This is a genomic window from Achromobacter sp. DMS1, from assembly GCF_001270295.1.
Genome location: NZ_LHSJ01000006.1, coordinates 13,583 through 39,824, shown reverse-complemented (window position 1 = coordinate 39,824; position 26,242 = coordinate 13,583). Strand labels below are relative to the sequence as shown.

The following is a 26,242-nucleotide window of genomic DNA, read 5'->3' as shown; positions in this document are numbered from 1 at the left end:
CAGGGCGTCCGGGAGCGGGGCGGGCGGAGGGGCCGCGCGGCGCGGCCTGGCGGTTCGCCGCCATGCGTCCGGCGATGCGCGCCACCGTGAGCGCCGCCAGGATCAGCAATATCCAGAACAACAGCTTGCCCATGTCAGCTCCGGTGCAGAATCATTTCCAGCACGAACCGGCTGCCGGTGTAGGCCAGGATCAGGAAAGCGAAGCCCGTCAGCGTCCAGCGCAGCGCCACGCGCCCGCGCCAGCCCCGCACATGCCGGCCCAGCAGCAGCACGCCGAAGGTCAGCCACGACAGCAGCGTGAAGACGGTTTTGTGATCGAAGGGCAGCACCTTGCCGGTAAGAATCATGGAGGCCACCGAGCCCGAGCCCACCGCCAGCGTCAGCACCACGAAGCCGATCCAGATGATGCGGAACAGCAGCAGCTCCTGCACCAGCAGCGGCGGCTGGGAATCCAGCACCCGGCCCACGATGCTGCGCTCGGCGGGCGAATCCAGCGGGCGGTGCAGGTGGCGGTCGAGCAGGGCCATCAGCATGGCGTGCAGCGCCGCGATGGTGATGAGGCCGTAGGCGGCCAGGGCGATGAGCAGGTGGGCGCGCAGCCAGGGGTTGCCCGCGTGCGGCACGAACTGCCCCTGCGGGAACAGGGCGGCCAGGCCGCTCGCCAGGGTGGCGGCGGGCAGCAGCAGGAGCTGCAGGCCGTCGATGCGCACCAGCAGGCTTTCGAGCCAGAACACCACCATGCCCAGCCAGATGGCCGCCGACAGGGCCAGCGCCCAGCCGATGAAAAGATGCTGGGCGCCCAGCATGGACTGCTGCAGGCCGGCTCCATGCAGGACCAGGGCACCCAGAAGGCACAGCCGCGCCGTCTTGCCCGTCTGTTCCACGCCGCCGCCCCGGGCCAGCCGCAGCCAGAGCGAGCCCCCTAGCACGGCGTACGACAAGGCGGCCGCTGTGTGAAATACAATGCCTAGTGACATAGAAACCGTAGTCTGGTTGGGGCCGCCTGGTTGCGCGGGGTTTTCCTCAGGTTTCGCCCATGGGCGCCTGACGCGCGCCCGCGGCCGCCGTTCAATCGACTAGTTTAAGCGGAAACGCCTCTCATGCTCGATAACCTAACTCAGCGCCTGTCGCGCGTCGTCAAGACGCTGCGCGGCGAAGCTCGCCTTACCGAGGCCAATACGCAGGAGATGCTGCGCGAAGTGCGCATGGCTCTGCTGGAAGCCGACGTGGCGCTGCCCGTGGTGCGCGACTTCGTCGCGCGCGTCAAGGAAAAGGCGCTGGGCGAGGAGGTCGCCGCCAGCCTCAGCCCCGGCCAGGCCCTGGTGGGAGTGGTCCACAAGGAGCTCACCTCCCTCATGGGAGGCGACCTCGGCCCCGAGGCCGGCGAGCTCTCGCTGGCCGTGCAGCCGCCCGCCGTCATCCTCATGGCCGGCCTGCAGGGCGCGGGCAAGACCACCACCACCGGCAAGCTGGCGCGCTGGCTGTCCGAAGGCCAGCACGTGCAGCATGGCCGCAAGACCGGCAAGAAGAAGGTGCTGGTGGTGTCGGCCGACGTCTACCGCCCGGCGGCCATCGACCAGTTGAAAAGCGTGGCGGCCCAGGTCGGGGTGGACTTCCTGCCCTCCGATCCCAGCCAGAAGCCCGAAGACATCGCCCGCAATGCCGTCGACCACGCGCGCCGCCATCATTACGACGTGCTCATTCTCGATACGGCCGGCCGCCTGGGCATCGACGAGGCCATGATGCGCGAAATCCGCGCGCTGCACGATCTCGTCAAGCCGGTCGAAACCCTGTTCGTGGTGGATGCCATGCAGGGCCAGGACGCGGTCAACACCGCGCGCGCCTTCGCCGAGGCGCTGCCGCTCACCGGCGTGGTGCTCACCAAGCTCGACGGCGACGCCCGCGGCGGCGCGGCGCTCTCGGTGCGCCACGTCACCGGCAAGCCGCTCAAGTTCGTCGGCGTGTCCGAGAAGCTCGACGGCCTGGAGCCGTTCTACCCCGAGCGCATGGCGCAGCGCGTGCTCGGCATGGGCGACATCGTCTCCCTGGTGGAGCAGGCCCAGAAGAACATCGACATCGCCGAAGCGCAGAAGCTGGCCGCCAAGATCAAGTCGGGCAACAAGTTCGACCTCAACGACTTCCGCGACCAGCTCGGCCAGGTGAAGAAGCTGGGCGACATGGGTTCGCTGCTCGAGAAGCTGCCCGCCCAGTTCCAGCAGGCCGCCGGCCAGCTCCAGGGCGGGCAGGCCGAAAAGCAGCTGCGCCGCACCGAGGGCATCCTCAACTCCATGACGCCGGCCGAGCGCGCCAAGCCCGAGCTTATCAAGGCTTCGCGCAAGCGCCGCATCGCCGCCGGCGCCGGCGTGCCCGTACAGGAAGTCAACCGCCTGCTGTCTCAGTTCGAGCAGATGCAGGGCATGATGAAGCAGATGAAAAAAGGCGGCATGGCCAAGATGATGCGCGCCATGGGCGGCATGAAGGGCCTGGGCCGCTTCGGCTTCAAGTAAGCCGTGGCGTTCGCGGGCGCATCCGGCACGGAAGCGCCCGCGGATGGGCGGGGGGTTACTGCAGCGGAGGAATGCGCAGCACCTGGCCCGGATAGATCTTGTCGGGGCTGGTCAGCATGGGCTTGTTGGCCTCGAAGATCAGCGTGTTCTTCGCGCCCTGGCCCTTGCCATAGTGCGCTTCGGCGATCTTCCACAGGTTGTCGCCCTTTTGCACCGTGTACATGGTGGCTTCGGGCGCCGCCTGCTTCACCTTGAGCTGGTTGTCCACCTGGGCCACGCCCACGGTATTGCCCAGCGCCAGGGCGATTTTCTCGGCATCTTCCGTGCTGGCGGCTTCGCCCGAAATGGTGACCTTGTCGCCGTCCACGGAAATATTCAGGCCATCGGCATTCAGGCCGTGCTTGTCCAGCTCTTTCTTCAGCTCGTCCGCGGTGGCGGCCTTGGCCTCGCTGGCCCCGAAGAGCTTTTCGCCGACATCCTTAATGAAATTGAGCAGACCCATAGCGATTCCTTTATCAGTGTTGGCTTGAGAGAAACTGCCAGGCGGACAGCGCCGCTGCCCGACGATTATGTACCGCGTTTTCCGCGCCGCACGAGAACCAGCATGTAACAGGTTGCTAGAGCCATGAGGGATCAGGCAAGAATGTTGCGCATCGTGTGTTGCGGCGCGCCGGCGGGGGCGCAAAAGAAACGGCCGCATCGCGGCCGTCGGATGGATGAGAGGCCGTGCGCGGGCGGTCAGCCGCCGCCCACGGCCACCACGATCTCGAGCTGGTCTCCGTCGGACAGCACGGTCTGCGCGTGCTGGCTCTTGGGCACGATTTCGCCGTTGCGCTCCACGGCCACGCGCTTGCCCGCGTAGCCCAGGGCCTGCAGCAGTTCGTTGACGGTGGTGTCCAGGGGAAACTCGCGGGCGTCTCCGTTCAGTGTGATGTGCATGCGTATCCTCAGCGTGTTGCGTAAGCGTCGGTGGCGGCGATGAGGCGCGCCAGCGTGCCGGGTTCGTCGAAGGCGTGGCCGGCGTCGGGCACGAGATGGAACTCCGCCTGCGGCCAGGCGCGGTGCAGATCCCACGCCGTGCGCGCCGGCGTGCAGACATCATAGCGGCCTTGCACGATGGTGCCGGGAATGCCGTGCAGCTTGTAGGCGTCGCGGATGAGCTGGCCTTCTTCCATGAAGCCGCCGTTTACGAAATAGTGGTTCTCGATGCGCGCGAAAGCCAGCGCGGCCCGGTCGGCCGCATGGCTCTGCTGGTGGCGCGGGCTGGGCAGCAGGGTGATGGTGCTGTCTTCCCAGCGGCTCCAGGCCTTGGCCGCGCGCAGCTGCTCGGCCGGATCGCCACCCGTGAGCCGGCGGTGGTAGGCCATGACCAGGTCGCCGCGCTCTTCTTCGGGAATCGGCGCCAGGTAGTGCTCCCACTGGTCGGGAAACAGCCACGACGCGCCTTCCTGGTAGAACCATTGGATCTCCGCGCGCCGCAGCCCGAAAATGCCGCGCAGCACCAGCTCGCTGGCGCGGTCGGGATGGGTCTGCGCATAGGCCAGCGCCAGGGTCGAGCCCCAGGAGCCGCCGAACACCAGCCACTGCTCCGCGCCCATGATTTCCTCGCGCAGCCGCTCCATGTCGGCCACCAGGTGCCAGGTGGTGTTGTTCTCCAGGCTGGCGTGCGGCTGCGAACGGCCGCAGCCGCGCTGGTCGAACAGCAGCACCTTGTAGCGGCGCGGATCGAAAAGCTGCCGGTGCACCGGCGAACATCCGCTGCCCGGCCCGCCATGCAGGAACACCGCCGGCTTGCCCTCGGGGTTGCCGCAGAGCTCCCAATAGATCTGGTGCCCGTCTCCGGTGTCCAGCAGGCCGTGGCGGTAAGGGTCGATCGGCGGATAGAGCATCAGGCGACTCGCTTGAAAATGAGATCCCAGACGCCGTGGCCCAGGCGCAGGCCGCGCGTCTCGAATTTGGTCAGGGGGCGGTAATCGGGGCGGGGCGCATAGCCCTCGGCCGTGTTGCGCAGCAGCGGCTCGGCGCTTAGCACTTCCCGCATCTGCACCGCGTAGTCTTCCCAGTCGGTGGCGCAGTGCAGATAGCCGCCCGGCGCGATGCGGCTGGCCAGCAGCGACACGAAGGGCGGCTGGATGAGGCGGCGCTTGTGATGGCGCTTCTTGGGCCAAGGGTCCGGAAAATAGATGTGCACGCCCGCCAGGGAGTCGGGGGCGATCATGTCGCGCACCACTTCCACCGCGTCGTGCTGGATGATGCGCAGGTTCTGGATCTGCGAGTCTTCGATGCGGCGCAGCAGCGAGCCCACGCCGGCATTGAACACCTCCACGCCCAGGAAATTGTCGTCCGGACGGGCGAGGGCGATTTTCTCGGTGGTTTCGCCCATGCCGAAGCCGATTTCCAGGATGGTGGGCGCCTCGCGGCCAAAGGCGGCGGCAGGATCGAGCCGGCGCGGCGCGTAAGGAATGGACCACTTGCCCAGCAGCCGCTCCAGCGCCTCGCGCTGGCCCTGGGTGATATGGCCCCGGCGGTGCACGAAGCTGCGGATATGGGTGGCGCCCGGGCTGTTGGGTGCGCGCGCGGCGCTTTCCAGCGCGGCCTGGGTCGACGGCGACACCGCGCCCGGCGCGGGCGCGGCAGGGTTATGCTCGGGGGGATTCGCGGGCGTGCCCGCCGGGGTATGCGTATTCATAGGCGGGATTGTAGTGGCACCGCCGGGGCGGGCGCGTCGTCCAGACGCCCTAAAATAGGGACATTAATGTCCGGCATGCCAGCGTCCGGGACACGGGCGCGTTCATCCCGGCGGGCCGCGCCTGCCCGGCCCGCCACGGCGTCTTTTCCATGAACATTGCCCGTATCGACCTCGTCACGCTCTCGCTTTTCGTCTCGGTGGCGCGCCAGGGCAGCATCTCTGCCGGCGCCCGCCACTCGCACCTTGCCGTGGGCGCGGCCAGCAAGCGCATCTCCGACCTGGAGGCGGCCCTGGGCACGCCCCTGCTGTACCGCAATGCCGCCGGCGTGGAGCTTACCGACGCCGGCCAGGCCTGTCTCGTCCACGCGCTGCGCGTGCTGCAGGAAGTGGACCAGATGGCCGGCGCGCTCTCCGACTTCGCCCAGGGCGTGCGCGGCCAGGTGCGCATTGCCGCCAACACCTCCTCGCTTACCCAGTTCCTGCCCGAAGACCTGGCCGCCTTCATGGAGGCCCATCCGGCCGTGCGCATCGACCTGGAAGAGCAGAACAGCAGCGACATCGTCACCGCCCTGCACGAAAACCGCGCCGACATCGGCGTCTTCGCCGACCGCACCCCCGCGCCCGGCCTGCTCACCTATCCCTACCGGCTCGACGAGCTCGTGCTCATCGCGCCCCAGCGGCATCCCCTGGCCGGCCAGCCGCAGATCGCCTTCGCCGACACCCTGGCCTACGACTACGTCGGCCTGCCGCCCGCCACCTCCCTCGCCACCCGGCTTTCCGAAGAAAGCGCCAACCTGGGCCGCGCCATGAAGCTGCGCATCCAGGTGCGCAGTTTCGACGCCATCTGCCGCATGGTGGCCGCCACGGGCGGGGTCGGCGTGCTGCCCCGCATCGCCGCCGAGCCGCACGCGCGCTCCATGCCCATCCGGCTCATTCCCCTCGCCGACGACTGGGCCCGCCGCCGGCTGCTCCTGGGCGTGCGCGGCGCCGAAGAATCCCTCACCGTGGCCGCCCGCCTGCTGCTGGCCCACCTGCGCGGCCAGGTCCAGGAGTAGGGAAGACAGCCCCCGGGAAGGCAGCCCCGGCGGGGCTTTCTCGATCCGGGAACGCCCCTTTTCCCGATTGTCCATTCCGCCGGTCGGCCCTTTGCGCGCACACTGGGCGCCTTTCAATCAGGAATGGACACCGGAGGCCGCATGGCAGGGCAGATTCTCGCCGGCATACGGGTGCTGGAACTCGGACAACTCATCGCGGGGCCGTTCGCCGCCAAGACGCTGGCGGACTTCGGCGCGCAGGTCATCAAGATCGAGCCGCCCGGGCAGGGCGATCCGCTGCGCAAATGGCGGTTGCTGCACGAAGGCACGTCCGTCTGGTGGGAAGCCCAGTCGCGCAACAAGCAGTCCGTCTGCGTGGACCTGCGCCAGCCCGAAGGGCAGGACATCGTGCGCCTGCTGGCCCGCGAGGCCGACGTGCTCATCGAGAACTTCCGCCCCGGCACCCTGGAAAAATGGGGCCTCTCATGGGAAGCCCTGCACGAACTCAACCCGCGCCTCATCATGCTGCGCATCTCGGGCTACGGCCAGACCGGCCCCAAGGCGCGCGAACCGGGCTTTGCCGCCATCGGCGAAGCCATGGCCGGCCTGCGCTACCTGAACGGCGAACCCGGCCGCGCGCCCGTGCGCGCCGGCCTCTCGCTGGGGCGACACCATCGCCGGCCTGCACGGCGCTCTCGGCGTGCTGCTCGCCCTCTACCAGCGCGACGCGCGCGGCGGGCAGGGCCAGGTCATCGACGCCGCCCTCTACGAAAGCCTCTTCAACCTCAGCGAAAGCCTGCTGCCCGAATACTCCGTCTTCGGCGCCGTGCGCGAACCCGCCGGCGCCTCGCTGCCCGGCATCGCGCCCTCCAACGCCTACCCCTGCCGCGACGGCTACGTGCTCATCGCGGGCAACGGCGACGCCATCTACACCCGGCTCATGGCCCGCATCGGCCGCGACGACCTTGGGCAGGACCCCGACCTCGCCCACAACGACGGCCGCGCGCGCCGCGTCGCCGAAATCGACGCCGCCATCGGCGACTGGACCCGCCAGCGCAGCATCGACGAAGTGCTGGCCGCCATGCTCGAAGCCCACGTGCCCGCCGGCCGCATCTACAACGTGGCCGACATCGCCCGCGATCCCCACTACCGCGCCCGCAACGCCATCACCCAGGTCGAATCGGCCAGCGGTCTCAACGTCGAAATGCCCGCCGTCTTCCCCCTGCTTTCCGAGAATCCCGGCGCCGTCCACGACCGCGCCCCGACGCTGGGCGAGCACACCGACGCCGTCCTCGAATCCGCGGGCCTCACCGCCGAACAGCGCAGCGCCCTGCGCGCCAAGGGAGTCATTGCATGAACACCGGGCCCGCCCGCATCGAAATCAACGAAGTCGGCCCCCGCGACGGCCTGCAGATAGAAAAGGCCCTCGTCGCCACCGAAGACAAGATCGCCTTCGTCGACGCGCTCTCGGCCTGCGGTTTCGCCCGCATCGAGGTCACCAGCTTCACCTCGCCCAAGGCCATTCCCGCGCTCGCCGACGCGGTCGACGTCATGCGCGGCATCCGGCGGCGCGAAGGCGTCATCTACACCGCCCTCGTCCCCAACGTGCGGGGCCTGGAGCGCGCCCTCGAAGCCGGCACCGACGAAATGAATCTCGTCATGTCCTGCAGCGAAACCCATAACCGCGCCAACCTGCGCATGACGCGCGAACAGTCCTTCGCGGAACTGTCCCAGGTGCTCGCCGCCGCCCGGCGCGCCGGCGCGCCTTGCAACGTCTCGCTGTCCACCGCCTTCGGCTGCCCTTTCGACGGCGACGTGCCCGCCGCCACCGTGCTCGACCTTGCCGACCGCCTCGTCCAGGCCGGCGCGCAGGGCATCACCCTGTGCGACACCACCGGCATGGCCTACCCCACCCAGGTCGCCGACCTGTGCGAACAGGCCGCCCGCCGCCTGCCAGGCGCCGCGCTCACCGTCCACCTGCACAACACCCGCGGCATGGCGCTCGCCAACGCCATCGCCGCCTGGCAGACGGGCATCACCCGCTTCGACGCCGCCGCCGGCGGCCTCGGCGGCTGTCCCTACGCGCCCGGCGCCAGCGGCAACGTCAACACCGAAGAGCTCGTGCACATGTTCGCCTGCATGGGCGTACAGACCGGCGTCGCCCTCGAACCCCTCATGCAGATCGTGCGCGGCCTGCCCGAGCTCGTGCAGCGCAGCCTGCCCAACGCGCTGCTCCAGGCCGGCCAGCGGCTGGCCCTGCATCAGCCCCCGGCCTGGCTCGCCGAGCGCTTCCCCGACGCCGCCTGACCGCTTTCAACCCCGAAACCGCTCCACCACAACAAAACCAGGAGACAACCATGGCACTACCCCGCTTTGCCCTGCGCGCCTGCGCCGCCGTCATCGCCTTGGCCGCCGCCGGCGCCGCCCACGCCCAGCAGAACTTCCCCGACCGCCCCATCTCGCTCATCGTCTCCGCCGCGCCCGGCGGCACCACCGACATCGCCGCCCGCCTCATTGCCCAGCCCCTGGGCGCCGCGCTCGGCCAGAGCGTCGTCGTCGAGAACAAGCCCGGCGCCTCCGGCGGCATCGCCGCCCAGGCCGTCGCCCGCGCCAAGCCCGACGGCTACACCCTGCTGCTGCAATATTCCGGCTTCCAGGTCATCACCCCCCACGTCACCCCGACCGGCGGCTGGGATCCCATCAAAGACTTCGCGCCCGTCGCCAACGTGCTCTCGGCGCCCCAGGTTGTCGTCGTCCGGCCCGACCTGCCCATCAAGTCCCTCAAGGAACTCGTCGACTACGCCAAGGCCAACCCCAACAAGCTCAACTACGCCTCCTCCGGCAACGGCTCGCTGCAACAGGTCGCCACCGAGCTCCTGAACCAGATGGCCGGCACCCAGATCACCCACATCCCCTACAAAGGCACCGGCCCGGCCCTCAACGACCTGCTCGGCGGCGCGGTCGACATGACCGTCACCACCCCGCCGCCGCTGCTCGGCCAGATCGCCGCCGGCAAGCTCCGCGCCCTCGCCGTCACCGGCAAGGCCCGCCTGGACTCCCTGCCCAACGTGCCCACCGCCGCCGAGGCCGGCTACCCCGACCTCGTCGTCTCGTCCTGGTTCGCCATGTACGCGCCCAAAGACACCCCGCCCGCCGTCGTCAACAAAATCGCCGGCGAAATCCAGAAAATCATGGCTACCGAAGAATTCCGCAAGAAAGCCGCCGAACAGGGCGCCGAAGCCATCTACATGGGCCCCAAGGAACTCGGCGACTACACCAAGGCGGAATACGAACGCTGGGGCAAAGTCGTCAAAGCGGCGAACATCACCGCGAATTGACGGCGAATTGACGGCGCGCCGGCTGGCGCGCGCCCGGGAATGTCCCCGGGTTCAAGCGCGTTGCCGTCGCCGGCCGCCCAGCGCGCCGTGAAGGCGCGCTATAATTCGTCGCTCTGCCGGGACCTCGGTCCCGGTACGACACCGATGCGGGTGTAGTTCAATGGTAGAACGGCGGCTTCCCAAGCCTCAAGCGTGGGTTCGATTCCCATCACCCGCTCCATCCATGCAATCCGCGGAGATCCGCAGCCGTCCATGAAGGAATGTAAGTCGCTGATTTGAGGGAAGTTTCCTCGCTGCGACATTCCAGGACGATCCGCCGAAATCCGCCTGCAGCCGACCGTTTCTAGTCCACAATCTAGTCCACAGAATACGGACAGGCCGAGTTCCGGATTGTTGCTGGGGGCGCGAGACAGACCGGACGAGCATCTAGTTCTGACATGACGTCAGGAGCTAGACATGGCGCTTTCCGATTTGGCCGTCCGACAGGCGAAAGCCACGGGCAAGGCTTATACCGTCGCCGATACGGACGGACTCAGCTTGGCGGTGCCCCCAACGGGTGGCAAAACGTGGCACTTTCGCTATTGCTGGGCCACTAAGCAGAAGCGGATGTCGCTGGGGACGTACCCAGAAGTCGCGTTGCAGGAAGCGCGTGTGCGCCGAAACGACGCGCGCGCCTTATTGGCCAAAGGCATCAATCCAGTCTTCGCGGCGGGAGGCGTCCACGCTTGCGCGCAACACCGCTACCTTGAAGCCTTCTTGTTCGAGCAAACCCTTCAGGCGCGAAGTGGTATCGCGTGTGCCAGTGTAGACCGAATAGACCAGTGTCTTGCGCCCAGCGTCCTTCTCCTGTTTGCAGATCTCGATCAGCTCGCGTTCCTTGGGCATCAACTCCAGCTCATTGAACTGAGCAGGCAAAAAGGCCAAGGCGTCGCGTGTGCGAGGGTGAACTACCCGTTCCGACCGGAAGCAGCAAGGCGGACCGGGCCGAAGCCTGGCTTCAGGAACAGCCCGTGATCAGCGTCCAGGTGCTTAACGAAGTCATTCAGGTGTGCGTTCGCAACTTTCAGATGGGCCGGGACGAAATCGGGCAGGTGCTGGAGCTGGTTCGCAGTGTTGCAAGGTCGTGCTGCTGACCGAAGAAGTTCATGACCGGGCGCGCAAGATTGCCGAGCGCTATCATTGCGGTGTCCTGGCATCGGCCCAAGAATTCGATCACAATGGATCGACGCTGTTGCTGGCTGACAAGGAGCGCACCGAATGGCCACGAGATTCAGGATCGGTGACTACGTCGCCTGGAATTCCGAGGCAGGCAGGGTGTCGGGCACCATCATTGCCATTCATACCCGGGATTTCGACTACAAGGGGCACGTGCATCGCGCATCGCCGGAACATCCCCAGTATGAGATCAAGAGCGACAAGACCGGCCACATTGCCGCCCACCGGGGCGAGGCGCTAGAGCGCGTGCGCGGCAAGGGCCGGACATGACGCCGCCGTTTTTCACCATCGGCCATTCGAACCGCAGTCTGGAAGCATTCGCCGGATTGCTGCAAGAGGCCGGCATCGAGCTGGTGGCCGATATCCGCACGGTGCCGCGTTCGCGTGCGAACCCTCAGTTCAATCAGGATGTCCTGCCGGTCGCGCTGGCTCCCCTGCAGGTGGGGTACGAGCACATGGGGGCGCTGGGCGGGCTGCGGGGAAAATCCAAAACGGTTTCCCGCGCTGTCAATCGATTCTGGGAAAACGACAGCTTCCACAACTATGCGGATTACGCGATGTCGGCCCCGTTTCGCGCCGGCCTGGATCATCTTATCGACCTCGGCAGCCGGCAGCGCATCGTGCTGATGTGTTCCGAGGCGGTATGGTGGCGCTGCCACCGGCGCATCGTGGCCGACTATCTCCTGGCCGGGGGCATGGCGGTTTTCCACATCATGGGGCCTGGCCACATTGATCCTGCGAGCCTGACGCCGGGGGCGGTTGTCCGGCCTGATGGCACGGTGGTCTATCCCTGAAGCTCAAGATCCGAATCAGGCGTGCCGACGGAATGGACATGCCTAGCCCGATGGCCAAGCATTCCCGGTTCGTTTCGTCGATCACGTTTGGCGTCTGAAACATGAAGTCGAGCGCCCAACATCGATTGGGCTCTGTGGCCGGACCGAATGGCTGTCGCGGCCGGTCGGGCAGCCCCTTTTTGCTGCGCCGGGGCAAGTTCAGACGCATGTCGCAGTGCACCCGATGAGCGCGCTCTTTATTCCTGCCGTGACCGTCGAGCCGCAGCCGGGCAGAACCCTTCCAGAATCCCCAGGGCCCATGCGGGATGGCAACGGCATGGAGGGCATGGATGACCCTGGGCATCCCGTTCGAATGCCGGCGTTGGCCTCTTGGAGTACGCCGCCCGCGACAGGCCGGCGATCTGGCACGCGCGCGTGATTGAGAGCGTGGCTTGCGCCAGCTTTCCACCACTTCGCGCCTGGCCGACAGCGTCAGGATTTTCGATTCAAGATGTCGGTGACCGCTGTATTCTCCCGCGCCAAGTCGGCAGATATGCGCTTGAGCTTGGCGTTTTCAGCTTCCCGTTCGCGCAGCCGCTGCCACCCGAACACCGGAGTATTTGCTTTTCCAACGCCAACGGCACTGTTTCCGCCCCAAAGCCGGATAAGAGACGCGGCAACGCCATTACGCCCAAGAAACCAGACTGGAGGTCATTATGTGGATTTTCCAGCGGTGATAGCTTCACCCCCACATGCGCGTTGGCTCTCGCCTATCGCACAAACGGGTTGCGCATGCCCGTTCGTGTTACACCGCTTTGGGAAATCGACAATGAGAAAGATATTGTTGGCCGTTGCACTGTCCGGGGGATTCACGGGCGCGGCCTGCGCGGAGGCGTCGTTGACGCTGTATGGGTCGGTGGATGCCGGCCTGGGCTATAACCAGGTGAAAGGCCGTGACGGCTTCAAGGAAAGCCGCGTCGGCGCCGTGGACGGCGTGAGCGGCGCCTCGCGTTTCGGCTTGCTGGGCTCGGAAGACCTGGGCGATGGCCTGAGGGCCACGTTCAACCTGGAAGGCGGTTTCTCGTCCAGCAACGGCAAGCCGTCGCACCACAGCCGGCTGTTCGGACGCCAGGCCACCGTCGGCCTGCAAAGCGGCGATTGGGGGCGGCTGGAGTTCGGCCGGCAAACCAACCTGGCCTCCAAGCACTTCCTCAGCATCGATCCGTTCGGCGAGAGCTACAAGACGGCCAGCATGGGCACGGCCTTCGGCTCGGCCAAGGCGATGCGTCTGGACAACCTGGTCCTGTACCAGACGCCGTCGTTCGGTGGGCTGAGGTCCGGCATCGGCTATTCGTTCAACGCCGATGACAACCGAGGCGGCGGTTTCCGCACCAGCGACAACAACCGCGTGATCACCGCCGGCGCGCAATACCTGGACGGCCCGCTGACCCTGGCCGCGTCGTACGATCGCATGAACCCCAGCCGCGGCAACCCGTTCGACGGCGGCTCGCCGGTTCCCATCCAGCAGTACATCGTGGGCGGCGCCTATGATCTCGAAGTGCTCAAGCTGTCGGCCGTGTTCGGGCAGACGCGCAATGGCTGGTTCTCCGGCGCTGATCTCGACTCCCTGCCGCCCGGCCAGGGCGAGCCGCTGGGCAGTTTCAAGCAGGCCGACGGCTTCCGCGCGAACTCATACCTGCTGGGCCTGACCTTGCCCCTGGGCGCCAACACCATCATGGCGTCGTGGCAGCACGTCGATCCCGGCAATAGCCGGCTGACGGGCGACGACCGGACGTTCAGCGTCTACAGCCTGGGCTACACCTACGACCTGAGCAAGCGCACCAACCTGTACGCCTACGCGTCCTACGCCGACAACTTCGCGTTCCAGGACGATCTGCGCAGCACTGCCGCGGCCGTCGGCCTGCGGCACCGCTTCTGAGCGCGGGCGCGGGAGCGCTCAGGACCAGGATGGCGAGTATTCGTGATCGCGGAAGAGTTCGGGCAGGCCCGAAACCTGCTTGAACCTCAGGACTTCGTCGTCGTCCATGCCGAGTTCCCGCGCCACCTCGCCGTCCGTCCATCCGGAGCGCAGCAAGTTCACCACCACGTCGGTCATGGGCGCAACACCGTGCACGCCGCGCGCGCGGTTGTGGCGGATGGTGGCGGCGATGCGGCTGGCGATGTCGCCGCGGTCGCTCCGGACGTACGCAAGGGGCAGGTAGCCGTGCAGGCGGGCCTTGATGGGGCCGGTTTTTTTCCCTACGCGCTGGCGGTGGAAGCCGTCCACCACGATGCTGCGATCGTCTTCATCGAGGTGGGCGACGATGGGCTGGGTGAAGCCGTCGGCGCCGATGGAACGTTCCAGCAGCCGCATTTCAGGGGGCGCGACGGTGTTGGGGTTGTAGTCGTTGCCCACGACCTCGTCGCCGGGCACCCACTGCACGCAATCCACCGGCTCGCCGGAGAACGGGCTGTACTGGTGCAGCAGCCGGCGCAACAGGTTGATGGCTTCGACGCGCGCGGCCAACGGCAGGTCGGGCAGTTCACGGAAGATGGTTTCGGCCCGGCTCGCCAGATCGAGCACGGCCTGGTTCGTTTTGCTCTGCATGTGTTTCTGTCCTAGGACGCCCGGCCGTGCCGGGCGGGAGGGTAAGCGGTGCGTCCGGGCGGCGTCATCGAGGCGTTCCGGGCCTGGTGGCCAACAGCGGTTCGACGTCCTGGCGCGCATAGCCGAAAGACAGCGAGCGGGCCATGTCCGACTTGATGAGAGACATTCCCACGCGCCGCCAGGACGGCTGTGCCTTGCGGTTTTCCAGCGCGGGAATGCCGGCGTCCGGCCAGCAGTCCACGGGGTAGTTGTGCGCGGCCCACCACTGGATGAAGCGGTCGATGCGCCGCTGATAGACCTGCCTCAGTACGGGCGGCATGCTGAGCAAGAGGAACTGGCAATACTGTTTCCAGCTCGTGAACGTGGGCGGCAATCCCAGCCCGCCGCGATAGCCGAGGAACTGCTGGCGGCAGTAGCGCGCGCCGTAGTTCGCGCCCGAGACGCGCCGCACGACGCGGAACCACGTTTCCGGTTCCAGACGGTGGAAGAGGTCCAGCCCCTTGCGCTGGTCGTCGCCGTAGGGCTGGCAGATGCGCATCTGGGAAAAGGGCACGCCCGCGCGGTGCATCTGGTCGTAGATGCGGTTGTAAGGATGACCGTGGTCCGCGATGTAGCGCCAGATGTCGGGGAATTTCCAGTCGTAGATGGGAAAAAAGGTGATCGCGCGGCTGGCGGGCTGGTCCTGGGTGCTCCATGCCACCGGCCCCTCGCCGCCAGGAGGCGTCCAGGCACGCTTCTTGGTCTTGGCGCCCAGCTTGACCGCCCGGTAGCGGTTCAGCGATTCGTCGGAGCGGATGCCCACCAGCACCGCGGTGGGCACGTCGCGCGCCAGCCATTCGTTGAAGGCCGGCACGAACTCCTCGAACTCCATGCGATAGCGGTAGAAGGGCAGGCGGGCCGGGTCGGAGATCACGGCGGGGTGCGTGGGCATGGGCCGGACCCAATCGGCCTCGCGTCCGGGTTCCCAAGCGCACCAGTAGGGCTCGCGCATGCTGGACGCGTTGCGCAGGTTGATCGGCAGGCAGATCCACCAGGGCCGCACGTCTTCGGAGGCGAACATGTTTTCCACGTGGGCGATCGTGGCCTGGTATTGGCCCTCCAGATCGATGAACAGCACGTCCACCGGGCCGCGCCCGAGTTCCCTGGCGGCCTCGAGCGCCAGGTGCAGGGTGACGGAACTGTCTTTGCCGCCGGAGAAGGCGACACAGACGCGCTCGAAATGCGAGAACACCAGGCGGATGCGCGCTCTTGCCGCCGCAAGCACGTCGGCCTGGCCATATGTCTTTTTTCCCACCCCGATCCGCCGCTTTGCCTGCCGTCTTTCCATGCGCCCGCTCCAACCGCCGATGGCCTGCTTGCCATCCCCGGAATATTCACTCGAATCAGGGGGCGTCGTGTTGCAGAAAATGGCGGTCGATTTGTGGGCAGTTTCGTATTCCTCTCGATGAAGTCTACGCCGGGAGGCGTTTTCATTGCCGATGACGGCGAGCCGGGCGCTGAGGGCGGGAACGGATTCGACAGGAGCGCGTCGTCAGCTGGACTTCATCAGTTGCTGTTGATCCAGTCCTGCGTGTCCTGGATGAACCAGGGGAGATTCAACCTTTCTCCTTCGCCGGACTGTATGGTCAAGCGCTGGCCCGGCGAGCCTGGCCTGCTGTTGGTGTCCCGTACCGTGGGAGAAGGGGGGCGGCTCCGGTAGTCCATATCGGTTTGCCGGGGCGGATTGTCCGCGCAGGCGGCAATCGAAGCGCACGCGGCGGCGACGAGGGCAGGGCGCAAGGCTGAACGAAGGATCTTCATGATGTCTGGTTCCCGCTGGCGGCACAGGCCGAAGTGCCGGGCAATCGAGGCCTCTGCTCGTACCTTACTCGCAATGCGGGGCCTGCGTCAGTGTCCTGCGCGCGGCCCCGATCTCGGGGCCCGTTCCGGACGCCACGGCCGGCATTGAAGTACCCTTTAGCCTACCTCAGCGCCAGTATGACCCGCATGCAAGACGATCTTTTTGGAGATGCGCTTCCCCTGCCGCCGGCCCGCGCCTCGAACCGCGCGGCGTCCCGTGCGAATCCGGATGCCCCTGCCCCGCGAGGCACGGCCAAGGTGCTGCCCGCCCCCGCGGCGGAGGGCTGGCGCGCGCTCGCGCGGCAGCTTCCGGCGCAGCTGCGTTTTGGCGTCTCTACCTGGTCGTATCCGGGCTGGGAAGGGCTGGTCTGGGATGGCGAATACGATTCGAGCACGCTGTCCAGGCACGGGCTGGTCGCCTACCACCGGCACCCGCTGCTGCGCACGGTTTGCGTGGACCGCTCTTTCTGGCGTCCCTTGACGGCAAGCCAGTATGCCGATTATGCGGGGCAGGTCGATGACGGCTTCCGTTTCGTCGTCAAATGTCCCGCCAGCATTACCGACGCCCAGGTGCGCGGCGAGACAGGCAAGGCGCGCGAACGCAATCCGGGGTTTCTCGACCCGTCGCGGGCCGTCGCAGATTTCGTGCGGCCGGTCCTCGAAGGTCTGGGCGCCAAGCTCGGCGTCCTGGTGTTTCAGCTGAGTCCCCTGCCTTGGGGCTGGCTGAGCCGTCCCGCCTCGCTGCTGGAGAAGCTGGGCGGCATGCTGGCGGCTGTCCGGCAGGCTTTGTCCGGGCATGACGCGGTGATCGTCGCGGTGGAAGTGCGCGACCCTGAACTATTGGGCCGGGCACTGGTCGAGACGCTCAAGGCGCATGGAGCCACTTTCTGCCTGGGCCTGCATGGCAAGATGCCGCCGATCGAAGCGCAGTTGCCGATGCTGCGCGCCCTGTGGCCGGGGCCGCTGGTCTGCCGGTGGAACCTGAACCGCGTTTTCGGCGCGTATGGTTACGCCGACGCGCAGAAGAAGCACGATCCGTTCAATGCCATTCTCAGCGAGGATCTCCCTACTCGCGCGGTGCTGGCGCGCACGATCCGAGGCATCACGGGCGCGGGCCAGCCGGCCTACGTGACGGTCAGCAACGATGCCGAGGGCTGCGCGCCGTTGTCCATCCAGAAACTGGCCCAGGCCATCGCGGCGTAGGTTATACCCGTCCCTTTTTTGGGGCCATACGCCCCGTCCCGTTTTTTCTCCGATGCCGCTCTGGCCGGCCAGGGATTGGCGGCCTCGCGGGTTTCCGGCCCGCCGGCCTTTGTTTGCGGCGGTCATCGAAGGACCGGCAGGGCCTGTCGCGCGCGGCCCCGCGTTCCGCGAACCGTGACTGCCTTGCAACAGCCTGGAAACGCCGGATAGTCATATGAAACAGGAATGATTATCATGCGCGTTTCATGAAATAACATTCGGGGCCAGGGGTGGAAAAAGCAATGGTGCATCGCAAACGCGCGCAGCGGCGCGTAACCGCGGCCATGAAACGGGCGCTGGCGGGCGGCGCGGCGCTGTACGCCGCCACGGTAACGGCCCAGACGGCCGGCCCGGATGCTGCCGCGCCGAAGGTGCTGCCCGTCATTACCGTTTCCGGCGCCCAGGCGGCCATGGACGAAGCGCCCGCGCCCATCGCGGGCGGGCAGATCGGCGGCGGCGCCCGGATGGGCATCCTGGGCAACACGTCCGTCATGGACACGCCCTTCAGTGTGACCAGCTATACCGCGCAAACCATGGAGAACGAGCAGGCGCGGTCGGTCGCCGACGTGGCCGCGTCGGATTCGTCGGTGCGCATGGGCAGCGCGCGTTCCAATATCAACGAAGACCTCACCATCCGCGGCTTCACCGTGCCGACGGGGGACTTCGCGTTCAACGGCATGTTCGGCCTGGCCCCATACTGGCGCGCGCCGGTGGAGACGCTGGAGCGGGTGGAGATCATCAAGGGCCCGTCCGCGGCGCTGTTCGGCATGACGCCGGGCGGCAGCGTGGGCGGTGTCGTCAACCTGGTGCCCAAGCGCGCCACGGATGATCCGATCACGCGCGTGACGGGCAGCGTCGGATCGGATTCGGTATTCGGCGTGCATGCCGATATCGGCCGCCGATTCGGGCCGGACAATGCCTTCGGCATCCGGGTCAACGCCATGACCCGCGACGGCGATACGCCGATCAAGGACCAGTCCACGCGCGAGCGTCTGGCGTCCCTGGCGCTGGACTACCGCGGCCAGGCGCTGCGCGCTTCGCTGGACCTGCTGTGGCAGAAGGAACGCATCGACAATGTCGTGCGCCAGTTCCAGCTTGGCCCGGGCCTGGCTTCGATTCCCGAGGCGCCGAGCAACAAGAACCCGTATCCCGGACTGGGCTGGAGCGATGGCCGCAACGGATCGGGCGTGTTCAAGGTCGAGTATGACCTGACGGACAAGCTTACCGCCTACGCCGGCTATGGCCAGCGCAAACTGAATTGGGCTTCCATCGCCGCCAACCCCGTCCTGCTGAATGCGCAGGGCGACTATTCCTATTTTGGCGGCTGGCAGCGCATGACCGTGGACAGCAGGTCCACCGAAGCCGGGCTGCGCGGCAATTTTTCCACCGGTCCGGTGGGCCACCGTGTGGCGTTCGGCTACACCAAGCTGGACCAGGACGCCCGGCTGGGCTTCTACACGGGCTATCCTGGCGGCAGCTCCAACATCTACTCGGGCGATGTCTTCGACACGCCCTCCACCTCCGGCATCGACAACCCGCTGCGCCGCTATCAGCGCACCAAGCTCACGAGCTATGCGCTGGCGGACACGCTGTCCTTCATGGAAGACCGATTGCAGTTGTCGCTGGGCGTGCGCCGGCAGCAGGTCGAAGGGCAGAGCTACAACTTCATGACCGGCGAACCCGGCGGCCCCCGCTACGACAAGCGCGCCACCACGCCGTTCGCCGGCGCGGTGCTCAAAGTGCGGCCCGATCTCTCGCTGTATGCCAGCTACGTCGAAGGGCTGTCCCAGGGCGACACCGCGCCCACCAGCGCCGCGATCACCAATCCGGGAGAAACCCTGTCGCCGTTCAAATCCAAGCAGAAGGAGATCGGCGCCAAGTACAACCTGGACGACAAGATGCTGGCCACGATCGCCCTGTTCGAGCTGACCCGTCCCAGCTCGGGCATTTCCGGCAACACGTTTGGCGTGTTCGGCGAACAGCGCAACCGGGGCGTCGAGGCCACCTTTGCCGGCGAAGTGGCGCGCGGCCTGCGCCTGCTGGGCGGCGTCAGCTACATCGACGGCTCCATCACCAAGGCCGTGTCGTCCGACCTGAAAGGCAACAAGGCCATCGGCGTGCCCGACTGGCAATTCAATCTCGGCGCCGAATGGGACACTCCCTTCGTACCGGGCCTGACGCTGACCGGCCGCGTCATCCATACCGCCAGCACCTACGCCGATGCGGCCAACTCGCTGTCGGTGCCGAGCTGGACTCGCGTCGATGCCGGCGCGCGCTACGAAACGAAGATAAGCGGCAAACCCGTGACCTTCCGCCTGAATGTGGAAAACCTGTTCGACAAAGACTACTGGGGCACGGCGACCGCCGGCTATCTGTTCGTGGGATCGCCGCGCACGGTTACGCTATCGACCGGTATCGCGTTCTGAGGCGGCCTGAATGTCGACGCGCACCTGGTCATGGATACACAAGTGGAGCAGCCTGGTCTGCACGGTATTCATGCTGCTGCTGTGCCTGACCGGGCTGCCGCTGATTTTTCATGAGGAAATCGAGCACCTTTCGGGCGTGGTCGAGGCGCCGCCCATGCCGGCGGGCACGCCCAACGCCAGCCTGGACCGGATTGCGCAAGCCGCGCTGGAGCGCCGCCCGGGCGAGGTCATCCGCTACATGTTCTGGGAGCAGGACGAGCATCCTGACATCACGTACGTGTCGATGGCCAGCGCCATCGACGCGCCGCCCGAAGAGAACCACGCCGTCATCGTGGACTCACGTACCGCCAAAGTGCTCGACGAGCCCGCCACCAATGAAGGCTTCATGTACGTCATGCTCAAGCTGCACACGGACATGTTCGCCGGGCTGCCCGGCATGCTGTTCCTGGGTGCGATGGGCTTGCTGATGGTGGCGGCCATCGTGTCGGGCGTGGTGCTGTACTACCCGTTCATGCGCCGCCTGAAGTTCGGCGCGCTGCGCACCCGGCGCAGCGCGCGCGTCAAATGGCTGGACTGGCACAACCTGCTGGGCATCGTTACCGTCGTGTGGCTGCTGGTGGTCGGCGTGACGGGCAGCATCAATACCCTGAACCGCATCGTGCTGAGCCTGTGGCAGATGGACCAGATGGCCGAGATGACGGCCCCGTACCGGGGCTTGCCGCCCGTGACGCAACCCGCGCATCTGGAGGCGTCCCTTCGCGCCGCGCGCGCCGCGGTGCCGGACATGACGGTCAGCCTGGTGGCGTATCCGGGCACGATGTTCTCCAGTCCGCATCACTACACGTTTTTCCTGAAAGGCAGCACGCCCGTCACCTCGCGTTTGCTCAAGCCGGCGCTGGTGGATGCCGCCACCGGCAAGCTGACCGACTCGCGCGACATGCCCTGGTACGTGAAAACGCTGTTCCTGTCTCAACCGCTGCATTTCGGCGATTACGGCGGCCTGCCGCTGAAGCTGCTGTGGGCCGTGCTGGACATCTTCGCCATCGTCGTGCTGGGCAGCGGGCTGTACCTGTGGCTGCGCAAGCCGAAGGCGGTCGCGGCATCGGGCGTGCAAACCGATGGCGCGCCCGATCGCGCGGACGCGCCGCGCCCCGGCCGCGCAAAGGAGGCCGCGCAATGAACAAGCACGAAGCCCGGCACGTGCGCACCGACCACCTGCAGTCGGCGGGCGAAGTGTTTCGGATTCCTGTCTGGCTGGGCGTGGCCTCCGGCGTGGGCCTGGTGTCGGCGCTGCTGGGCGACGGGGTCTGGGACGCGCTGTCCTGGCTGACGATTCTTGCGCCAGTCGCGGCGGTGGCGTGGGCCTGGCGCCGGCGGGCCAGGTAGGCGGTTTGCGTTCACGGAAAAGCCGGACGTGCTGACGCCCGGCACGGCAGACGGAGGTCGGCGTCGGTGCTTCAACGTCAAATCCCGCCGCCTCGAAGTTCGCCTTGCCACTGCGGACACGTTCGCCAGTCGCCGGCCCGCTACCGAAACGCCTCCCCATACAGATCCAGGAACAGGCCGATGCTCCCCGCCGCCTCGTCCATCGCTTTCAGCAGTTGCGCCATGTCCTGCGCCGGGTCCACGTAGAACCAATCGAGGGAGAACCTGAGCGTCGTTCCCCATTGCTTGCGGCCGCCGGCGACAGGCGGAAGGGCGATGGCCCTGAGCTGGACGTTTTCGCCGGCGCGGGCCCGGTCGCGGGTCCACCAGGCCAGGAACTCCAGGCCGTCGAGGCCGGCTTCGTTGCGGCTGATTTCAAAATGAATGGACAGCAGTGTTTCGTCGGGCCGTCCGCCGCCGGACCGGCGCAGCGCAGCCGTGGGCAGGTCAGCATAGTCTCCGGGAAGCGACAGATCGGAAAGCGCCAAGTCGGGCAGATACAGCCTTTTTATTTCGACGGACGAAATGCCCGGGACTGCTTCGAACGCTTCAATGAGATGCCGGACTTCGGCAGGGAGGTCGGGGGCAGCGGGTGCGGAGGTCATTGGCAAGGGCCCTGTCGAAAAGTGGAGACGATCCGCGCGACGACGCGAAGCCGTCGCCGGGGATGCGGAGTATTGGCTGTTTTACCTCAGGCCGCTGCTCCGAAGGCGGGCGGACGCTTTTGTCGACGCGGGTGTAGTACTCGGCGTCGGGCAGGGCGCGGCCATCGCCGTCTCGCAGAAACAGCGCTTCGACGTTCCGGAGACGTTGGCCGCGGGGAACGATGCCCCGGGGAAATGGCGGCGGCGGATCCCGGCCGCAACGACAATTCGTCGCCGAGGCGGGCGGCTCCGTTGTAGGATTCCGTTCTGGGCGGGAAGCCGCCAGGGGGGCGACGGCATTAATGTCGGCGTGCGCCGGCATGTGGCCCGTATGACGTCGCCGCGCCCGCGCCTGAAGCCCATATCGGAAAACCGATCAACGAGACACAGCCCGCGCCGCGCCGGCCCCAAGAGGATGAAACACGGCGCGGGCGGACGTTGCGGGAGAACCCGTCCATGACAGTGCAGAGGGTGGCGATCGTCATACACGAAGGCGTGCAAGCGCTGGATGTGGCCGGGCCGGTGGATGCGCTGCACGAGGCCAATGCGCATCTGTCCGCGGGCGAACGCTACGAGACGGCGCTCGTGGCTGTGCGCCGCGCGCCGGTTCGGGCGTCCAATGGCATGCAACTGGTGGCCGACCTGGATTACGCGCAGGCCGCTGGCGCGTTCGACATCCTGCTGGTCGCGGGTGGTCCGGCCATGCCCGATGCATCTCCCGATCCGGCCTTGACGGCCTGGCTGCGCAAGGCGACGGAGAGGGCGGGCGTCTATGGGTCGGTCTGCACCGGCGCTTTTGCGCTGGGGCATGCGGGCCTGCTCGATGGGCGGCGCGTCACGACGCACTGGCAGGAAGCCCGCAAGCTGTCCGGGATGTTTCCGCAGGCCGAGGTCGAGCCGGACGCGATTTATGTCCGCGACGGGCGCCTGGTTACGTCCGCCGGCATTACCGCGGGCATCGATCTGGCGCTGGCGCTGATCGGGGAAAGCCACGGGCAAGGCGTCGCGCTGGCCGTGGCCAAGCGGCTGGTGATGGTCGCGCAGCGCCAGGGCGGACAGTCTCAGTTCAGTCCGTATCTGGCGGCGTCTTGCGAGCCGGGTTCGCCCGTGGCGCGCGTCCAGGCGCTGGTCATGGCGAACATCGGCCAGCGGCACACGCTGCAATCGCTGGCGGCGCAAGCGGGCATGAGCCCTCGTAATCTGGCGCGGTATTTCATGCAGCAGGCCGGAATCACGCCTCACGAGTTTGTGCTGCGAGCGCGCATCGACGCCGCGCGCAGGATGCTGGAGGCGAGCGAACGGCCGTTGAAGTCGGTCGCATTCAGTTGCGGTTTCGGGTCGGTGGATAGAATGCGGGTGGTCTTCAGCGAGCGCCTGGGCGTGACGCCCGCGCAATATCGCGCCAGTTTCCATCGGCAGGCCTGTTCTGCGGCGAGCGGGGCGATGGCGTAGCGGTGCACGGGCGGCGCTACAGGCCGAGCGCTGTCGCGACGCCGGCGGCACAGGCCGGGTCGGCCTTGGCGCAGTTTTCGATGTGACGCCGCTTCACCTACTCGCGCGCGCCGCCCATCGCGTGCGCCGTGTTCCTGAAGTTCACGCCCAGGCGATAGCGCTGCGCATCGCCCTATGAGAAAAGCCTCGCCTGCGGCATCTTGTCCGGCGAGAAGCCGATGCCCGGCACCACGTCCGCGGGCGAGAAGGCGGCCTGCTCGACTTCCGCGAAGTAATTGTCGGGATAGCGGTTCAGTTCCATGACGCCCACCTCGATGAGCGGATACTCGCGCTTGGGCCAGACCTTGGTCAGGTCGAACGGGTTGTGCCGGTGGCGGCGCGCCTGTTCCTGCGTCATCACCGGGATGTGCAGCGTACAGCGCGGGAAGTCGCCGCGTTCGATGGCCTGCAGCAGGTCGCGGCCGTGGCTTTCGTAGTCGCCGGCCATGATTGCGCCGGCTTCCTGGCCGGTCAGGTTTTCGATGCCCTGCCGGGAGCGGAAATGGAACTTGACCCAGATGCGTTCGTTGGCGGCGTTGATCATCGAGAAAGTGTGGCTTCCGAAGCCATGCAGGTGGAGGAAGGTTCTGGGAATCCCCCGGTCTGACATCACGATGGTGATCTGGTGCGGCGCCTGGGGCAGCAGCGACCAGAAGTCCCAGTTGCTGTCGGCCGAACGGAGTCCCGTGCGCGGGTCGCGCTTGACCACGTGGTTCAGGTCCGGGAAGCGGAAGGGATCGCGGAAGAAGAACACGGGCGTGTTGTTGCCCACGATGTCCCAGTTTCCTTCCTCGGTGTGGAACTTCACGGCGAAGCCGCGGATGTCGCGTTCGGCGCCGGCCGCGCCTCAGCCCCTGGCGTGCATGCGGCGTTCAGGGATGACTGCGCGGTCGAAATGGGCCAGTTTCTCGATGAGCCAGATGTCCTGCAGCAGCACCGGCCCGCGCGCGCCCGCGGTCATCGTATTGAGATTGTCGGCGACCGGCGCGCTGGTCGCGTGCTTGAGGGATTGCGGCGCGGCGGCGCCGGAAAATGGCTTGTCGGTCACGGAAATGTCGCCGGAACGCGGACCCGTGGCTAACCCGGTCAGTTCGCCCACGGCGAGCTCAGGATGATCGAGCAGAAGTCCATCCGCTGGTAGTCAGGATCCTTGAGCGCCAGCACGTCGGCCTTGACGTTGCCGAAGGTGGTCTGCGGCTTCTTTCTGATGCCCTCGGCGAAGTGATCGATGATGTTCTCCTTGAAGTTGTGTTCGCGCGGATGGTGCGTGCACACGTGGTCGCGCTGTTGCGGCGTGAAGTCGTGATAGGCGATGCCGAGCACGTCCATCTCGACGCCGGCAGTCACGAGTGCGATGGTCGGCCGCATGTGTTCCGGAATGCCAGGCGTGGTATGCAGGGCGATGGCGGTCCATACATCTTCGATGTCGCGTTCGGAGACGCCATGGCTTTGCATGAATTCGCGAGCGGCATTGGCGCCGTCGACTTCGAAACGCAGGTCTGGGCTGGCGTAGCGCGCGGTCAGGCCCATGTCGTGGAACATGGCGCCGAGGTAGAGCAGTTCGGGGTCGTACTGGAGCTCGCGGCGTTCTCCCGTCAGCGCGCCCCAGAGAAACACGCGGCGGCTGTGGTTGTACAGCACGTCGTCTTCGGTGTCGCGCACCAGCTCGGTGGCGGCGCGCGCAATGGCGCTGTCCGGAATCCGGATGCCGGCAATAGTCTCTGCCATGGGAAGATCCTCCTGGTGGGTATGCCCGGAACGCCGGGCGGCGGCGGTCCAAGAAATTTCAGCATCGGCGCCTCGGCCGTTCAACGACGGCGTGGCATCGAATCCGGACAACCAGGCGCTGTTTCGCGCCACCGCCGGCGCGGGCGCGATGGCGGTGCGACAAAATCACTTCCCTGGCGGCGCCGCCGCCTTCTTCCCCGACGACGCCATGAAGCACTCCACCGAGGAACTGTCCTGGGACGACCTGCGCATCATCAAGGCAATCGGCGAGCACGGCGGCCTTATGAGCGCGGCGCTGGCGCTGGACCTGAATCATTCGACGCTGTCACGGCGGCTGTCGGCGCTGGAGGGCGCGCTCGGCGTCGCGCTCTTCGAGCGCCGCCGCACGGGCTACCTGCCCACCAATGCCGGCGCGGAGCTGCTGGCGCTGGGCGGCCGCATGGAAAAAGACATTTTGAGCGTGCTGCGCCGGGTCGCGGGACAATCGCAGGAGCTCAAGGGAGAGCTGCGCCTCACTACCAGCGACGCACTGCTGCAGGATTTTCTGACGCCCGTCATCGCCAGCTTCCGGGCCGCGCATCCGGGCATCCAGATCGACGTGATCGTCGGCAACCGGGCCCTGAACCTGGCCCGCGGCGATTCGGACATCGCCTTGCGCGCCGCGCTGGCGGTGCCGGACAATCTGTGCGGCCGCCGGATGGCCACTGTCGCCTGGGCGGTATACGGCCCGCGCGGCGGCCGCCTGGGCCGGGATTTGCTGCCGCAGACGCTTCACGAACGGCCATGGGTGTCGTACGGCAAAAGCTTGTCCGGCCTGAAGGCGCACCGCTATGTCCGCGAGCGCGTGCCGTCGCAGAACGTCAGTTATCGCAGCGACTCGATCTACGGCGTCGCCGCAGCCATCCGCAACGGCCTGGGCATCGGCCTGCTTCCCTGCATGCACGGCGATCTGGACGCCCGTCTGGTCCGAGTCGGCCCGGTGGAGAGGGAGGTCTACGACGAACTCTGGCTGCTGACTCACCCCGACATCCGCAGATCGCCGCGCGTCAAGGCATTCATGGCGCATTGCGGCCGGGCCATCGAGGCGCAGCGCGACATCATCGAAGGCAGGGCCCCGCGCGGCGGAGCTTCTTCGTAGCGTGGCAGCGGGCCGGCGCCCGGATCGGCATTTTTGCAAAGAAGGTTTGGCGTCGCCGCACACAAGTCTGGCGGGGCGGCTCCTACAATTTTCCGCACCACACAACCGCAGGCCAGCTCGGCAAACCAGCTTTTCGGGCAGCCTG

The 26,242-nt window shown here is 66.9% G+C and carries 23 protein-coding genes, 1 tRNA gene and 4 pseudogenes; 16 read left to right on the top strand and 12 right to left on the bottom strand.

Translation table 11 applies throughout. From position 1 onward, the window contains the following. Positions 1-134: 134 nt before the first annotated feature. Complete coding sequence (locus tag AD428_RS01635; RefSeq protein ID WP_053243912.1) at positions 135-977, bottom strand: cytochrome C assembly family protein; 843 nt, start codon at positions 975-977, stop codon at positions 135-137. A 123-nt stretch (positions 978-1,100) separates the two neighbouring features. On the opposite strand from AD428_RS01635, the gene ffh reads away from it, so the two are divergent. Next, positions 1,101-2,507 carry a signal recognition particle protein gene (gene ffh, locus AD428_RS01630; RefSeq protein WP_053243911.1) on the top strand — a complete coding sequence of 469 codons (1,407 nt, stop codon included), beginning with the start codon at positions 1,101-1,103 and terminating at the stop codon, positions 2,505-2,507. Positions 2,508-2,562: 55 nt separating this feature from the next. Here ffh and lysM read toward each other — a convergent pair whose 3' ends face one another. The 4 genes from lysM to trmB form a co-directional block, all read right to left on the bottom strand. Continuing rightward, on the bottom strand, positions 2,563-3,009 hold the full coding sequence (gene lysM, locus AD428_RS01625) for a peptidoglycan-binding protein LysM (RefSeq protein WP_053243910.1): 447 nt from the start codon (positions 3,007-3,009) through the stop codon (positions 2,563-2,565). A 236-nt stretch (positions 3,010-3,245) separates the two neighbouring features. Further along, positions 3,246-3,446 (bottom strand): sulfur carrier protein ThiS, encoded by a 201-nt coding sequence (gene thiS / locus AD428_RS01620; protein WP_053243909.1) that lies wholly within the window; start codon positions 3,444-3,446, stop codon positions 3,246-3,248. A gap of 8 nt (positions 3,447-3,454) precedes the next feature. Continuing rightward, positions 3,455-4,396 (bottom strand): prolyl aminopeptidase, encoded by a 942-nt coding sequence (gene pip, locus AD428_RS01615; RefSeq protein ID WP_053243908.1) that lies wholly within the window; start codon positions 4,394-4,396, stop codon positions 3,455-3,457. Continuing rightward, positions 4,396-5,196 carry a tRNA (guanosine(46)-N7)-methyltransferase TrmB gene (gene trmB / locus AD428_RS01610; protein WP_053243907.1) on the bottom strand — a complete coding sequence of 267 codons (801 nt, stop codon included), beginning with the start codon at positions 5,194-5,196 and terminating at the stop codon, positions 4,396-4,398. Before trmB ends, pip begins: the two co-directional genes overlap by 1 nt. A 149-nt stretch (positions 5,197-5,345) precedes the next feature. Between trmB and AD428_RS01605 the strand changes: the two genes are divergently transcribed. The 6 genes and pseudogenes from AD428_RS01605 to AD428_RS24185 all read left to right on the top strand — a co-directional run. Then, positions 5,346-6,251 (top strand): LysR substrate-binding domain-containing protein, encoded by a 906-nt coding sequence (locus AD428_RS01605; protein ID WP_053243906.1) that lies wholly within the window; start codon positions 5,346-5,348, stop codon positions 6,249-6,251. 141 nt (positions 6,252-6,392) lie between these two features. Next, positions 6,393-7,587 (top strand): annotated as a pseudogene (locus AD428_RS01600) (CaiB/BaiF CoA transferase family protein). After that, positions 7,584-8,537, top strand: coding sequence for a hydroxymethylglutaryl-CoA lyase (locus AD428_RS01595; RefSeq protein WP_053243905.1), 954 nt, complete (start codon positions 7,584-7,586; stop codon positions 8,535-8,537). The pseudogene AD428_RS01600 and the gene AD428_RS01595 overlap by 4 nt, the downstream one beginning before the upstream one ends. A gap of 50 nt (positions 8,538-8,587) precedes the next feature. After that, positions 8,588-9,568 carry a Bug family tripartite tricarboxylate transporter substrate binding protein gene (locus AD428_RS01590; RefSeq protein ID WP_053243904.1) on the top strand — a complete coding sequence of 327 codons (981 nt, stop codon included), beginning with the start codon at positions 8,588-8,590 and terminating at the stop codon, positions 9,566-9,568. Positions 9,569-9,714: 146 nt separating this feature from the next. Next, positions 9,715-9,788 (top strand) — tRNA-Gly (locus AD428_RS01585). A 236-nt stretch (positions 9,789-10,024) separates the two neighbouring features. After that, positions 10,025-10,267, top strand: a pseudogene (locus tag AD428_RS24185) (Arm DNA-binding domain-containing protein); the annotation flags it as partial. Here AD428_RS24185 and AD428_RS01580 read toward each other — a convergent pair. Then, positions 10,262-10,546, bottom strand: a pseudogene (locus AD428_RS01580) (hypothetical protein); the annotation flags it as partial. The pseudogenes AD428_RS24185 and AD428_RS01580 overlap by 6 nt on opposite strands. Positions 10,547-10,825: 279 nt before the next feature. On the opposite strand from AD428_RS01580, the gene AD428_RS01570 reads away from it, so the two are divergent. From AD428_RS01570 to AD428_RS01560, 3 genes are all read left to right on the top strand, one after another. Further along, positions 10,826-11,053 carry a DUF2945 domain-containing protein gene (locus tag AD428_RS01570; protein WP_053243901.1) on the top strand — a complete coding sequence of 76 codons (228 nt, stop codon included), beginning with the start codon at positions 10,826-10,828 and terminating at the stop codon, positions 11,051-11,053. Beyond that, entirely contained in the window at positions 11,050-11,577 is a 528-nt protein-coding gene (locus AD428_RS01565; protein WP_053243900.1) for a DUF488 domain-containing protein, read from the top strand. Before AD428_RS01570 ends, AD428_RS01565 begins: the two co-directional genes overlap by 4 nt. Positions 11,578-12,385: 808 nt before the next feature. Further along, positions 12,386-13,495 carry a porin gene (locus AD428_RS01560; RefSeq protein WP_053243899.1) on the top strand — a complete coding sequence of 370 codons (1,110 nt, stop codon included), beginning with the start codon at positions 12,386-12,388 and terminating at the stop codon, positions 13,493-13,495. A gap of 18 nt (positions 13,496-13,513) precedes the next feature. Here AD428_RS01560 and AD428_RS01555 read toward each other — a convergent pair whose 3' ends face one another. From AD428_RS01555 to AD428_RS24180, 3 genes are all read right to left on the bottom strand, one after another. Then, positions 13,514-14,164 (bottom strand): IbrB-like domain-containing protein, encoded by a 651-nt coding sequence (locus AD428_RS01555; protein ID WP_053243898.1) that lies wholly within the window; start codon positions 14,162-14,164, stop codon positions 13,514-13,516. 64 nt (positions 14,165-14,228) lie between these two features. After that, positions 14,229-15,458, bottom strand: a complete 1,230-nt coding sequence (locus AD428_RS01550) for a phosphoadenosine phosphosulfate reductase (protein ID WP_235488789.1) — start codon at positions 15,456-15,458, stop codon at positions 14,229-14,231. 251 nt (positions 15,459-15,709) lie between these two features. Beyond that, entirely contained in the window at positions 15,710-15,964 is a 255-nt protein-coding gene (locus AD428_RS24180; RefSeq protein WP_082308206.1) for a hypothetical protein, read from the bottom strand. Positions 15,965-16,150: 186 nt separating this feature from the next. On the opposite strand from AD428_RS24180, the gene AD428_RS01540 reads away from it, so the two are divergent. The 4 genes from AD428_RS01540 to AD428_RS01525 all read left to right on the top strand — a co-directional run bounded on the left by AD428_RS01540 (position 16,151) and on the right by AD428_RS01525 (position 21,057). Continuing rightward, entirely contained in the window at positions 16,151-17,206 is a 1,056-nt protein-coding gene (locus tag AD428_RS01540) for a DUF72 domain-containing protein (protein WP_053243914.1), read from the top strand. A 281-nt stretch (positions 17,207-17,487) separates the two neighbouring features. Beyond that, a complete protein-coding gene (locus AD428_RS01535) occupies positions 17,488-19,671 on the top strand; it encodes a TonB-dependent receptor (RefSeq protein ID WP_053243895.1) in 2,184 nt (727 codons plus the stop codon). A 10-nt stretch (positions 19,672-19,681) separates the two neighbouring features. Next, on the top strand, positions 19,682-20,851 hold the full coding sequence (locus AD428_RS01530; RefSeq protein WP_053243894.1) for a PepSY-associated TM helix domain-containing protein: 1,170 nt from the start codon (positions 19,682-19,684) through the stop codon (positions 20,849-20,851). Next, positions 20,848-21,057: a hypothetical protein gene (locus AD428_RS01525; RefSeq protein ID WP_053243893.1), complete on the top strand. Its 210-nt coding sequence runs from the start codon at positions 20,848-20,850 to the stop codon at positions 21,055-21,057. The genes AD428_RS01530 and AD428_RS01525 overlap by 4 nt, the downstream gene beginning before the upstream one ends. A gap of 140 nt (positions 21,058-21,197) precedes the next feature. On the opposite strand, the gene AD428_RS01520 is transcribed toward AD428_RS01525, so the two are convergent. Then, positions 21,198-21,701: a hypothetical protein gene (locus AD428_RS01520; protein WP_152967948.1), complete on the bottom strand. Its 504-nt coding sequence runs from the start codon at positions 21,699-21,701 to the stop codon at positions 21,198-21,200. A gap of 501 nt (positions 21,702-22,202) precedes the next feature. Here AD428_RS01520 and AD428_RS01515 point away from each other — a divergent pair. Further along, complete coding sequence (locus AD428_RS01515; RefSeq protein WP_200907972.1) at positions 22,203-23,192, top strand: GlxA family transcriptional regulator; 990 nt, start codon at positions 22,203-22,205, stop codon at positions 23,190-23,192. A gap of 175 nt (positions 23,193-23,367) precedes the next feature. Here the strand turns inward: AD428_RS01515 and AD428_RS01510 are convergent. Continuing rightward, positions 23,368-24,279, bottom strand: a pseudogene (locus AD428_RS01510) (catalase); the annotation flags it as partial. A 38-nt stretch (positions 24,280-24,317) separates the two neighbouring features. Next, the gene (locus AD428_RS01505) at positions 24,318-24,959 is read right to left on the bottom strand and encodes an HD domain-containing protein (RefSeq protein WP_053243890.1); all 642 of its coding nucleotides are present in this window, start codon (positions 24,957-24,959) and stop codon (positions 24,318-24,320) included. Here AD428_RS01505 and AD428_RS01500 point away from each other — a divergent pair. Then, complete coding sequence (locus tag AD428_RS01500) at positions 24,916-26,097, top strand: LysR family transcriptional regulator (RefSeq protein ID WP_235488785.1); 1,182 nt, start codon at positions 24,916-24,918, stop codon at positions 26,095-26,097. The genes AD428_RS01505 and AD428_RS01500 overlap by 44 nt on opposite strands. Positions 26,098-26,242 lie beyond the last annotated feature (145 nt).